The organism is Albidovulum sp., assembly GCF_008933605.1.
In the GTDB taxonomy this organism is placed as follows: domain Bacteria; phylum Pseudomonadota; class Alphaproteobacteria; order Rhodobacterales; family Rhodobacteraceae; genus Albidovulum.
In genome coordinates this window covers 24,405-35,744 of the sequence record NZ_WBUS01000019.1, presented here as the reverse complement: position 1 = coordinate 35,744, position 11,340 = coordinate 24,405, and the positions used below count along the sequence as shown (strand labels likewise).

Here is an 11,340-nt window from a genome sequence, read left to right as displayed (position 1 = left end):
GTAGTTCAACAACGAAATGTCCTTTCGGTCAGGAGACAAGACGAGCGCCGGCTTCGGCGTCGAAGAGATGCAGGGCGTGCTCGGGAATGCCGAGACCAGCATCGGCAGGCACCGGACGCCCGGCCGGAGACTGCACGGCCACCGTCTGACCATCGGGCAGACGGAAGAACTGGACGACATGCGAGCCAAGATCTTCCCGGTGAAGCGGGACAAATGATGCCCCTCCCGCGTCCAGAACCACAGCTTCCGGCCGGGCACCGGCCAGAACGGCGCCTTTGTGCGTGGAGGCGGCCAGCGGCGTGCCGTCACCAAGCCTAAGCCAGGTGCCGTCGCCCATGGCCGTGATGAGGCTCATCGGCGGATGGCCGATGAAGCTGGCAACGAAGCGGGTGGCGGGGTTGTGATAGAGGTCACGCCCGCTGCCCACCTGCTCGATCCTGCCACGGTTGAACACCGCGATACGGTCCGACAGGCGCAGCGCCTCCTCCTGATCATGGGTGACATACAGGATCGTCACCCCGGTTTCGCGGTGGATGCGGCGGATCTCGATCTGGATCTCCTCGCGCAGCTTTTTGTCGAGCGCCGAGAGCGGCTCGTCCATCAGCAGCACCGGCGGGTCATATGCCAGCGCGCGGGCGAGTGCCACGCGCTGCTGCTGGCCGCCGGACAGGTGGCCCGGCATCCGGTCGCCGTAGCCATCGAGCCGAACCAGCGCCAGCATCGTGTCCACTCGCCGGGCGACCTCGCGCTCGGGCCGTCCGCGTACCCTGAGCGGAAAGCCGACGTTTTCCCTCACGTTCAGATGCGGGAACAGCGTGTAACGCTGGAAGACCATACCGATGTTGCGCTTGTGCGAAGGCGTCGCAAGGATCGAGCCGCCGCGCAGGAGGATGTCGCCCGAGGTCGGTTCGTTGAAGCCCGCCAGTGCATAGAGCGTGGTCGACTTACCTGACCCTGAGGGGCCGAGGAAGGTCAGGAATTCGCCCTCCGGGATTTCCAGCGAGACATCGTCGACGGCGACGACGCTCCCATAGGTCTGGCGAAGGCTGCGGATGGAAAGGAAGGCCGGGGTCATCTCGAAATCCGTCTCCTCAGAAGCGCCACAGCAGCCATCACGAGCAATGTGAAGGCCACGAGAATGGTGGAGGCAGCCGCGATCACCGGCGTCAGATCCTGCCTGAGCGCCCCCCAAATGCGTACCGGCAGGGTCTGCAGGTCGGGGCTGGCCATGAAGATCGCCACCACCACCTCGTCCCAGGAAATCAGGAAGGCGAATACGGCGGCCGAGAAAAGTCCGATGCGGATGGCCGGCAGCGTGATCTTCAGCTTCGCCTGCAGGGGCGAGGCGCCGCAGAGGACCGCGGCATCCTCGATCGACTTGTCGAAGCCTTCCAGCGAATTGACGATCGGGATCACCGCGAAGGGAAAGGCCAGCACCGTATGGGCCAGCACGAAGCCGACGAGGGTGCCGTTCAGGCCCACGCGGAGGAACAGCGCATAGATCGCCACCGCAAAGACGATTACCGGCAGCACCATCGGCGTCAGGAACAACGCCTTGAGGAAGTTGCGCCCGCGGAAGCGGCCGCGCACCAGCGCGAAACTGGCCATCAGGCCAAGCAACACCGCCAGCGCCGCCGACAGCAGGCCCACCTTCGCGCTGGTCAGCGCCGCCTCGAGCCAGCGCGGATCGGCCGCAAGTTCCTGATACCATCGGAGTGTCCAGGCCGGCGGCGGAAACGCCAGCCACCGCGACGACCCGAAGGATAGCGCGGCAATGAAGATGATCGGGACCAGAAGGAAAAGGCAGACCCCAATCGTGATCGCCCAGAGCGCGATGCCAAGCCCGCCGAGCCGGTGATAGGTGAGCAGCATCAGCGCATCCCCCCGAAGAACCGGATCTGCACCGAGTAAAGCGCCAGTGTCACCGTCAGCAGCACGAAGGCGGCCGCCGAACCCAGCCCCCAGTTGAGGAGCGACTGCACCAGTTGCGCGATCATCTCGGCCAGCATCATGTGCGAGGCGCCACCCAAGAGCGCGGGGGTGACGAAATAGCCCAGCGACATGACGAAGACCATCAGCCCCCCCGCCGCTGCCCCCGGCGCCGACAGCGGCAAGAGCACCCGCCGGAACGCCTGCCAGCGCCCCGCGCCGCACAGGGACGCGGCCTGCAATATGGCCGGGTCAAGCGTCCGGATGCTGGCGTAGAGCGGCAGGATGATGAAGGGCAGCATGATGTACGTCATCCCGATGGTGACGCCGGTCAGGTTCTTGACCAGAGCCAGCGGCTCGTCGATCAGCCCGAGTTTCATCAGCGTGGTATTGATGACGCCGGTGCGTTGCAGGAGCACCATCCAGGCATAGGTGCGCGCCAGAAGGTTGGTCCACATCGAGACGAGTATGATGGCCAGTACCAGATTGGCGCGGCCCGGCGGCATGATCGCCAGAAGCCAGGCCACCGGATAGCCCAGGGCCAGCGAAACGGCTGTGACCACCGATGCGACCAGAAACGTGTTGTAGAAGACCCGCGCATAGGTCGAGGTCGCGAACAGTTCGGCATAGTTCTGCAAGCCGAACTGCGGCTCGAGAATCGATCGCAGCAGCAGGCTGACCACAGGGATCACGAAGAACAGGGCAAGCAGCGCCAGCGCCGGGACGGCCGGGCCAAGGCCGCGCCAGCGGCGCCGCGGCGATGTAGCTTCTGTGGCCATGCAGGTCACCGTCGCTGGTTTGGATGACGAGGGGTGCCGGCGGGCCCGAACGGCCCGCCGGCGGACGAAGGCGTCACTTCGCCTGCCAGTCGTACCACCGCTTGGCGATTTCATCCCTGTTCTTGGCCCAGTAGGCCATGTCGAGGTTGATCTGCGACTCGACATGGGCATCGGGCAACTCCGCCACCACGGCGGGGTCCATCTCGGCCTTCGAATTCACGTTGATCGGCGCGTAGCCCGTGGCCGCGGCCAGCTTCGCCTGGCCGGTGGCGCTGGTGGCCTCGGCCAGGAACTTCATCGCGGCATCCTTGTTCTTGGCTCCCTTCGGCACCACCAGCACATCGGCGGCGGTCAGGTTCTGGTTCCACGAAATGCCGACATTGCCGCCTTCCTGCTGGATCGCAAAGATCCGGCCGTTCCAGAAGCTGCCGATCGGCGCCTCTCCCGAGGCGAGAAGCTGCTGCGATTCCGCGCCGCCGCCCCACCAGATGATGTCGGCCTTGATCGTGTCGAGCTTGGCGAAGGCGCGGTCGAGGTCCAGCGGATAGAGCGCGTCGGGGGCGACGCCATCTGCCAGAAGGGCAGCTTCCAGAACGCCGGGTGCCGACCATTTGTAGAAGCTCCGCTTGCCGGGGAACTTCGCGGTATCGAACACATCAGCCCAGCTTGCGGGCTCGCCCTGAAGCGCGTCCTTGTTGTAGCCGATCACGAAGGAATAGTAGAAGCTGCCGACCGCGTTGTCGGTGACGAAGCGCGGGTCGATCGCGGCGCGGTCCACGACGCCGAAGTCGATCGGTTCCAGAAGCCCCATCTCCGCCGCGGCAATGGCGAAATCGTATTCGACATCGACCACGTCCCAGTCGACATTACCGCTGTCGACCATCGCCTTGAGCTTGCCATAGTCCGTCGGCCCGTCCTGACGGACATTGATGCCGGTCTTTTCGGTGAAGGGCGCGGCCCAGGCCGCAGCCTGCGCGTCTTGGGTGGTGCCGCCCCAACTGGTGAACACCATGTCCTGCGCCGAGGCCGCGACGGCCATGCCGGTGGCAAGGACCGCTGCGGTCACTACTGTCTTCAGCATTGTCTTTCCTCCCTTTTTTTGTCGGTCGAACACCGGTTACATCAACGTCTCGGGGCTTGCGCTACTGCCCTCCTGCTTGCCGTCGCAACGTCGAATTTTTGTTCGTATACAAATGACACATATTTTCATCGACCTGTCAACGCGCCCGGTCCTGTCGCGGCATGAAACTTCCCCCCCAACCGGGCGCCCCGGCCTCAGCGACGTGCCAGGACCTCGGGCAGGCGCTGCGCGGGGGGCGTGTTGCGGCTGCGTTCGCTGCGCACGACCCCGTCGATGATGGTCATGCCGACGCCCGGCAGGTTGCCCAGCTGCACAGATTCCAGGATGTTCTTGCCCGGCGCGTGCTGGGCCTGGTCCATCAGCACGAAATCGGCGGCAAAACCGGGCTCCAGCAGCCCGGTATTCAACGTACGCTGCCGTGCCGTGTTCCCGGTGGCAAAGCAGAAGGCCACCTCGGCCGGCACGTTGCCAAGGCTCGACAGCATGGCGACCATACGCAGGATGCCAAGCGGCTGCACGCCCGATCCCGCCGGGCCGTCGGTGCCGAGGATCACCTGGTCCAGCTTGCCCAGTTCGCGCGCGGTATTGATCGTCAGCAGCGCCGCGCGCTCGTTGCCGTTGTGAACGATCTCGAGCCCCTTGCTGCAGTTCTCGCACAGGCAGACGATCTGGTCGTCCGGGAGCGCCGAATGGCCGCCGTTGATATGGCCCACCACATCGGCACCGGTCTCCAGCACCATGTCGGCGTCGATCAGCCCCGAGCCGGGGATCGACGGCCCGCCGGTGTGTATCGTGCTCTGGATGCCGTATTTGCGCGCCCAGTCCACCATCTGCCGGGCGGTCTTGCCATCCTTGACCGAACCAAGCCCGACCTCGCCGAGAAGCCGCACCCCCGCCGCGGCAAGCTCGCGGAAATCGTCCTCGACCATCCCATGCTCGATCACTGGGGCGCCGCCATGGACCTTGACCCCCGAGGGGCGGAAGTTTTCGTACCAGCGCTGCGCCGCGATCGCCATGGCCTTCAGCCCGACGATGTCCTTGGGGCGACCGGGCATGTGCACCTCACCGGCCGAGATCATCGTGGTGACGCCGCCATGGAGCGAGCTGTCGATCCAGTTCAATTGCTGCTGGCGCGGCGTATAATCGCCGACGACGGGGTGCACGTGGCTGTCGATCAGCCCGGGAACCAGTGTCGCCCCCTTCGCATCGACCGTCGTGGTCGCCCCTTCGGTATCAATGTCCCTTTCACGCCCGAACTCGGCGACACGGCCGCCGATCGCCACGACGCAGTCGCCGTCGGCGATCGGCGCCTCGATCCGACCGGTCAGCATCAGTCCGATGTTGCGGATGACAAGCTTGTCGGGCAAGGAGGGTGGCGACATTGGGACAATTCCCTGCTTTCGGATCATTTCGTTAGTATGCTAACGGAAAATCCTGCAAACGCAAGAACCAGCTTCGTTGGCGTTTTCAGGAATGCGGGATCCGTTACCAACTCGGGACGGCGCCGGGAATGCAGTTGCGAAAGGCCAGGAGCGATGACGAAACTCGATGATCCGACCGCGACGGGAAACGACGCAGTCGAAACGCCGTATACCCTCGATGCGCAGATCGGCTATCTGCTGCGCCTTGCCAACCAGCGACATGCACTGATCTTTCAGGAACTTTCCGTGCTTGACCTGACGCCCACGCAGTTTTCCGCGATGGTGCGCCTGCTGGACGAGGGGGAATGCTCACAGAACGAACTCGGACGGCGGACGGCGATGGACGTAGCGACGATCAAGGGCGTCGTGGACCGGCTGCGCAGCAAGGGTTTGGTGACTCTGAATCCCGACCCCAACGACAGGCGGCGGACGACGATTTCGGCAGCCGGCTCTGGCGAGGAACTGCGCGCCACGCTGCACCACATGGGCCGCACGATCACGGAAAGGACGCTGGCCCCCCTGACCAGGGCAGAGCGCAAGACGCTCCTGCGGCTCCTGTCCAAGCTGACCTGACCGGCATGCGGCCAGGTCGCTCAAGGTCCGAGCCGGGTCAGATGACCGAGACGGCACCGGAATAGGCCGCGACGATGTGTACGTCGGCATGGGCGGCCAGCGCGGCGATCTCGCGTTCCTGCTCGGCGCTCAGCAGCCCCTCCTCGGGTGCTGCGGCGATGGCCGACAGCGCGGCCTCGCGGGCCTCGTCGAAGGCGGTGCGGCGGCCGGACTTCTCGTAGTCGTCGCGGCCCTGCCGCTTGAACACCCGGGGCGACAGCTGGTCGCGGCAGGTGGCAATGGTGTGTGCGCTGTCCAGGAAGTGCCCGCCGGTGCGGATCTGCATCAGTTCGTCCCAGTTCAGCGCCTGCTTGTCCAGGCTCGGCTTGCGGATGAAGCGGCGCATCATCGCCCCGACCTCGTTGTCCAGCACCGCCTGCACCGGGCTGAAGACCGTGGCACATTCCAGCTGGCCCACCCCGCCCAGGATGTCGGCGCCGGCCAGTGCCACCGTCTGCGTCAGCATCGCGCGTTCGGCCATCGACTGATGATCCACGTCCGGCGTGTCGGAACCCGACCCATAGGTATGCGCCACGACACCCCAGCCCCGTTTCATGAGCTGGATCGACATGTTTGCGGCCTGCAGGCTTTCGACGCAGGACTGCAGCGCCGACCCCGTCCGCATGTCCAGCGTAAACATCAGGGGCGTCGCGATCACCGGGATGCCCGGCGACAGGATGTGCGCCATCACCGTCATGCCGACAATCTCGGCCGCCGACATGATCGCCATCGACGGGACCGAGAGCGGCGCCGTCCCGCCCGAGGAGGGCAGCGAACAGGCATGCAGCGGGATGCCGTATTCCCCCGCCTTGATGATGACATGGGTGTCCATGTACTTGAATTCGAGCGGGGTGAACGAACAGGTGATGCAGCTCGTGATCGGGTTGGCGCGCAGTTCCGCCTCGCCCCCGGCCGCAATGGCGGCAATCCGCATCAGGTAATCGACGTTCTCCCACTGGTAGGGCTGCATCCAGACATGCTTCGGCGTGCGCCCGATGAGCCGTCCGTAGCTGTGAATGTCGGATGTCACCTCGGGCACGCCATGGACGAAGGGATGGGCGATGAAGCCCACCTCGTCCAGCGTATTGGCCACCGCCGCGATCTCGCTCACCGCCGTCAGGTCCATCTTGCGATAGCTCGCATCGCGCGGGTTCACATAGCCATGCCCTCCCGTGCCGGTGCGCATGACAAAGCCGCGGTCGGCGCGCGGCAGGTCCATGTTGAAGCGCGCCTCCTTGCCCCCCAGGCGCACCGCCTTGGGCGTGGCGGCCATCGCCTCGCGGATCAGTTCGCGCGGCATGCGGATGCGGTTCGCGTCACTGCCGGGCTTCGCGCCCGCCGCAAGGAAGCGCTTGTAGGCCTCGGGGTGCAGGATCGCCACGCCGTAGTCGGCCAGCACGTCCTCGACCCGGGCCTTCAGCCATTCGACCTCGTCATCGGTAAGAAATCCGAAGGTGGCGCGGGAAAAGCCCGCCGGTTCCTGCCGGAAGGCGCTTGCCGGATGACTGGCCCGGACCGTGCGGGCGCGTTTGGGGGTATTCACGCTGGCTTCCATGTCTGCGTCCTTCTGGAAAGGATTGCCCATGGCACACACCGATTAGGCTGACTGCCTGCCGACTTCAGCTGCAAAGAACGCTAGCATACTAATGAATTTCGTCAACCACATCTTTTGCCGGACCGTGCCAAGAACGGAGCCGGGAGGTGGCGCTTGGCCGGACGGTGAAATTGAGTGACGAAACATATATACACGCTTTTTCAGAGGCTTGACGGAACGCGCAGCTGCGTGGAGCACGCGGGCGCGCTCCATTGACATCAATCAGGCGCGAATCGTTCTTCGCCGTGCTGGCTGCCCATTTCAGGGCCGGCGGGCAGCGCCTATCGTGCCGGGCGTCTTGATGTGCATGCCACAACCAAAGGATGCCTTGACCCGTCGGGAACCACGACCGGCGCTCTCGATCCTGATACTGTTGGTTTCGGCTTAGAGACCACAACGACGTCCCCCCACGGAGCTCGATCGGGAATATCCCCCGAAGGAGGTCATGAATGGGCTGGCGGCACATGACACCCGCTCGCCGAAAGGGGATCGGACACGGCCGTCAGGCCGGTCCAGACTCGGGGAACGTTTCACGGCCTTCTCTCTGCCCTGTCCCGGAAGCGGTCTCGGAGTCGCGCGTTTGCGCAAGCCGTGCAATCTCCCGGTCATGAAAGGCGCGTTCGTCCTCGCCCGGAAAGGGACCGCGGCCGAGGTCGCGGGCGAGGTCGAAGAACCCCTTGCCCGGCAGGCCCTCGGCCGCGCGGCTGACAGCCCGGGCCGCAATGAACGGCCGGCCCTTGTGGGCGTCCTGGCGCATCGTGTCCTCCAGCGCGCGTGTTACCCTGCGCACCGAACCGGGCATCCAGAGCCCGAGCGCACGAGCGATCGCGCCATAGCTGGCGGTGCCGGCCGAGGATGGCAACGATTCCAGATGCCTGCGGACCCGATCGGAAAGCGTGAGTGCCTCGCCGCGTGCCGCCCCGGCGAGAGGCGAGTTCAGGACGGAGAGCACGCCCGGGTCGCGGCCGTAGAAGGGCGTCGAGCCGGCATCGTGATCGGTGACGTCGACAATCGCGCGCAGTTCGGGCAAGGCCGACCGTAGCGTCCGCTCGACACCGCCGCGTAGCGTCAGTTGCGATGCGGCGCAGCCCTGGCAGCCGCCCGACATCCGCAGGTAGACGGTGCCCTCGGTGACCCGTTCCGCGCTGATCCGCCCGCCATGGCTGGCAATGGACGGATTGATGCAGGCCTCGAGCAGGGCGCGCACCGCGGCAAGCATCCGCGCGTCGACAGCGGGATCGGCCGTGTCGGGCGTGGCCACATCGCCGAGCGGCGCTTGACGGCTGGCCAGGGCGGCGCGGATCGCCGCCGCGATGGGCGCCTTCATGTCGTCCCATCGGGCTTCGGCGGTCTTGCGGACATGGATCGCGACACCGGCCACCTCGAGGTGGCGCACGCCGGGCACGGCGAACAGGGCCTCGGCAAGCGGCGCGCCTGCCTCCCGCCCATCGAAACGCGCAACCCCCGCACCGGGTTGGACCGGCGCCTCCAGCAGGAAGGTCAGCGTGTCCGGGTCGCGCGGCGAGACCTGGACCCTAATCCGCAATGTGCTGGCCGCGTCAGACATCCACTGGCTGGGCCCCCTGCATCTTGCGCAGCGCGCGGAAGGTGAAGATCCCGGTGTCGTGGCCATCACTGAATGCGATGCCAAGCGCGTAGTTGCCGACGCTCCGGATTCGGGTTGGCGCCACGCTCAGCGGAACTGACCCGGGGTCCAGCAATGCCCGCCCCGTCACCTCGTCGCGGCAGGCCGCACAGGGACAGGAAAGACGCAGATCGCGGGAGGGGATCACGCAGCTTTCGCCGTTCGGCCAGCGCATCGAAAGCCCCGCCGCATCGTGGTCGAGCGCGCAGGGGATGTCGGAGGAGCTGCCGGTGGCGGCAACCGGCGCGGGCTTGCCGGCGCCCGTGGCCACCCTCCAGTCGAAAGGTAGGACGATGCCGTCACTTCCGGCTTCGCCCTGCACCAGCGCGGCGGCGATCCTCCTATAGGCTTCGGCCGCCGGGCAATCGGGTCGCGCCAGCACCAGCGGAACGCCGTCATCGCCGGAATCGACGATGGCCGGATCAAGCGGCACTTTGCCGAGGTAGGGCACGTCCAGATCGGCCGCAATGGCCTCGCCGCCGCCCTGATGGAAGATATGGGTGACCGCGCCGCAAGACGGACAGGTGAACCCACTCATGTTCTCGATCACGCCGAGGATCGGCACCTGGACCTGCTCCATCATCCGCAGGCCACGTCGCGCGATGCGCAGGCTGACATCCTGCGGCGTACTGACAACCACGGCGCCGGTCAGGGGGAACGATTGCGCCAAGGTCAACTGGATGTCGCCGGTGCCGGGCGGAAGGTCGAGGAGCAACACGTCGATCTCGCCCCAGGCAACCTGGCTGACGAACATGCGCAGATACTTGGTCACCATCGGGCCGCGCAGGATCGCGGGCCGGTCGTCGTCGGTCATCATCGCCATCGAGATCACCTTGACCCCATGCGCCTCGTACGGAAGCACCCGCTGGTCAGGCCCCATCGCGGGCGGCGCATTGCCGGGAATGCCGAGCATCCCGGGGATCGACGGGCCGTAGATGTCGGCATCGACGATCCCGACGCGCAGCCCGGCGCGCGCCATGGCCACCGCGAGGTTGACGGCGACGGTAGATTTGCCGACGCCGCCCTTGCCGCTGCTGACGGCAATCATCCGGCGCGGATCGGCTGGCGTGTTGGCGGACGGGGACCGTGCCATCATGGAAGGGGCCTTTCGCTGTGTCGGGGGGCAACCGCCCCGAAATCCTGTGGCCGGATGAGCAGTTCCGCGAGCGAATGCCGATCCATGACGGCCATGAACGCGCCCAGGGCCTCGGAGACGATGACCGGCAGGCGGCAGACCGGGGCGATGTTGCAGGCGCTGGCCGGCGAGAAGCACTCGACCATCTCGAAATCCGGCTCGGTCATGCGCAGGACGTCGCCAAGGCGTATCTCGGCGGGCGATCTGCCGAGGGTGAACCCACCGGCCCGGCCGCGCTGCGAGCGCAGGATCCCCGCGCCCGCCAGCACGCCCACGATCTTCATCAGATGCCCGCGCGACATCCCGAAGGTTTCCTGCGTCTCATCGATCGTCACCAGCCGTTCGGGATGTGCCGCGGCAAAGAGCAGCACCCGCAAGGCATAGTCCGACATCATCGTCAGCCGCATGGCAGTCCTCCGGTGCGGTTCGGCACGCGGCCGTCGGCAGGGCCGGGTTCCGCCCCGACGCCGGGGAGGCGCTGTCCCGTCACCGGCTCGCCGCGCCCTCTGCCCGCGTCCTTGCCCGTGACGCAAAGCGCATTGATGACGAGATCGGCCGCGACATGGAAGACGGCCGCGGGCTCCTGCCGCTCTTGCCCTGTGTCGTCGGCCACAGTCCGCTCCATTCGAGGGAACAGCACCGTGCGCAGGGCACCGCGGTGTCCGAAGCCCGCGGGCATGGACGCAAGCCGCTCCACAGGCACGTCCACGCCCGCTTCGGGCTGGGTATGCCAACCGGGTTCGGCACCCCCATCTCCTCCAAGAGCGTCCTCGCACGAAGACGCCGGCTGGTCGGCCGGATCGCGGCTGCAGGGCCAGGTAATGCCATCGGCATCCTGTCGGATGGCCGCACGGACGCTGTCCATCGCAGCGCCGCCGTCTCCGATGACCACCACCCACTTGCCCACGGCGTCGATCGCAGGCGTTGCCGGTGCACCGATCTCCCTCGCCCGGGCAGACTGGAGATAGGCCGCGGCCGGGACAACGCCGGCCCGGTCCCCGGTCATCCGCATGGCGGCCGGCCGCGGCGCGAGCGAGACATGTCCGTGCTGGGGATCGGGCATCGGCGGCTCCTTTTCCGCACTCTATTTTAGCCAATAAACAAACATTGACAATATTTCTTTTATGGTAAAGCATGGCGCGGC

At 66.2% G+C, this 11,340-nt stretch carries 11 protein-coding genes; 1 reads left to right on the top strand and 10 read right to left on the bottom strand.

Going from position 1 to position 11,340, the window contains the following annotated elements; all coding sequences use genetic code 11:
- Nucleotides 1–28 precede the first annotated feature (28 nt).
- From F9K34_RS04655 to F9K34_RS04635, 5 genes are all read right to left on the bottom strand, one after another.
- A complete protein-coding gene (locus tag F9K34_RS04655) occupies nt 29–1,075 on the bottom strand; it encodes an ABC transporter ATP-binding protein (RefSeq protein WP_291335741.1) in 1,047 nt (348 codons plus the stop codon).
- Complete coding sequence (locus F9K34_RS04650) at nt 1,072–1,872, bottom strand: ABC transporter permease (RefSeq protein WP_291335740.1); 801 nt, start codon at nt 1,870–1,872, stop codon at nt 1,072–1,074. Before F9K34_RS04650 ends, F9K34_RS04655 begins: the two co-directional genes overlap by 4 nt.
- Complete coding sequence (locus tag F9K34_RS04645; protein WP_291335739.1) at nt 1,872–2,708, bottom strand: ABC transporter permease; 837 nt, start codon at nt 2,706–2,708, stop codon at nt 1,872–1,874. The genes F9K34_RS04650 and F9K34_RS04645 overlap by 1 nt, the downstream gene beginning before the upstream one ends.
- Nucleotides 2,709–2,781: 73 nt before the next feature.
- Nucleotides 2,782–3,789, bottom strand: a complete 1,008-nt coding sequence (locus tag F9K34_RS04640) for an ABC transporter substrate-binding protein (RefSeq protein ID WP_291335738.1) — start codon at nt 3,787–3,789, stop codon at nt 2,782–2,784.
- Nucleotides 3,790–3,983: 194 nt separating this feature from the next.
- Nucleotides 3,984–5,120: an amidohydrolase family protein gene (locus tag F9K34_RS04635; RefSeq protein ID WP_436405707.1), complete on the bottom strand. Its 1,137-nt coding sequence runs from the start codon at nt 5,118–5,120 to the stop codon at nt 3,984–3,986.
- Nucleotides 5,121–5,324: 204 nt separating this feature from the next.
- Between F9K34_RS04635 and F9K34_RS04630 the strand changes: the two genes are divergently transcribed.
- The gene (locus F9K34_RS04630) at nt 5,325–5,783 is read left to right on the top strand and encodes a MarR family winged helix-turn-helix transcriptional regulator (protein WP_291335736.1); all 459 of its coding nucleotides are present in this window, start codon (nt 5,325–5,327) and stop codon (nt 5,781–5,783) included.
- Nucleotides 5,784–5,820: 37 nt separating this feature from the next.
- Here the strand turns inward: F9K34_RS04630 and F9K34_RS04625 are convergent, their stop codons facing one another.
- The 5 genes from F9K34_RS04625 to F9K34_RS04605 all read right to left on the bottom strand — a co-directional run bounded on the left by F9K34_RS04625 (nt 5,821) and on the right by F9K34_RS04605 (nt 11,259).
- Nucleotides 5,821–7,377, bottom strand: a complete 1,557-nt coding sequence (locus F9K34_RS04625) for a trimethylamine methyltransferase family protein (protein WP_291335735.1) — start codon at nt 7,375–7,377, stop codon at nt 5,821–5,823.
- Between the two features lie 541 nt (nt 7,378–7,918).
- Nucleotides 7,919–8,962, bottom strand: a complete 1,044-nt coding sequence (locus F9K34_RS04620; RefSeq protein ID WP_291335734.1) for a NifU family protein — start codon at nt 8,960–8,962, stop codon at nt 7,919–7,921.
- A 13-nt stretch (nt 8,963–8,975) separates the two neighbouring features.
- Nucleotides 8,976–10,157 carry a P-loop NTPase gene (locus F9K34_RS04615; RefSeq protein WP_291335733.1) on the bottom strand — a complete coding sequence of 394 codons (1,182 nt, stop codon included), beginning with the start codon at nt 10,155–10,157 and terminating at the stop codon, nt 8,976–8,978.
- Complete coding sequence (locus F9K34_RS04610) at nt 10,154–10,603, bottom strand: RrF2 family transcriptional regulator (protein WP_291335732.1); 450 nt, start codon at nt 10,601–10,603, stop codon at nt 10,154–10,156. Before F9K34_RS04610 ends, F9K34_RS04615 begins: the two co-directional genes overlap by 4 nt.
- Nucleotides 10,594–11,259, bottom strand: a complete 666-nt coding sequence (locus F9K34_RS04605) for a hypothetical protein (protein ID WP_291335731.1) — start codon at nt 11,257–11,259, stop codon at nt 10,594–10,596. The genes F9K34_RS04610 and F9K34_RS04605 overlap by 10 nt, the downstream gene beginning before the upstream one ends.
- Between the last annotated feature and the right edge of the window lie 81 nt (nt 11,260–11,340).

Bases quoted from the DNA above. Each gene is read 5' to 3' on its own strand.
- F9K34_RS04655 (WP_291335741.1), bottom strand. From the start codon at position 1,075: ATGACCCCGGCCTTCCTTTCCATCCGCAGCCTTCGCCAGACCTATGGG.
- F9K34_RS04650 (WP_291335740.1), bottom strand. From the start codon at position 1,872: ATGCTGCTCACCTATCACCGGCTCGGCGGGCTTGGCATCGCGCTCTGG.
- F9K34_RS04645 (WP_291335739.1), bottom strand. From the start codon at position 2,708: ATGGCCACAGAAGCTACATCGCCGCGGCGCCGCTGGCGCGGCCTTGGC.
- F9K34_RS04640 (WP_291335738.1), bottom strand. From the start codon at position 3,789: ATGCTGAAGACAGTAGTGACCGCAGCGGTCCTTGCCACCGGCATGGCC.
- F9K34_RS04635 (WP_436405707.1), bottom strand. From the start codon at position 5,120: ATGCTGACCGGTCGGATCGAGGCGCCGATCGCCGACGGCGACTGCGTC.
- F9K34_RS04630 (WP_291335736.1), top strand. From the start codon at position 5,325: ATGACGAAACTCGATGATCCGACCGCGACGGGAAACGACGCAGTCGAA.
- F9K34_RS04625 (WP_291335735.1), bottom strand. From the start codon at position 7,377: ATGGAAGCCAGCGTGAATACCCCCAAACGCGCCCGCACGGTCCGGGCC.
- F9K34_RS04615 (WP_291335733.1), bottom strand. From the start codon at position 10,157: ATGATGGCACGGTCCCCGTCCGCCAACACGCCAGCCGATCCGCGCCGG.
- F9K34_RS04610 (WP_291335732.1), bottom strand. From the start codon at position 10,603: ATGCGGCTGACGATGATGTCGGACTATGCCTTGCGGGTGCTGCTCTTT.
- F9K34_RS04605 (WP_291335731.1), bottom strand. From the start codon at position 11,259: ATGCCCGATCCCCAGCACGGACATGTCTCGCTCGCGCCGCGGCCGGCC.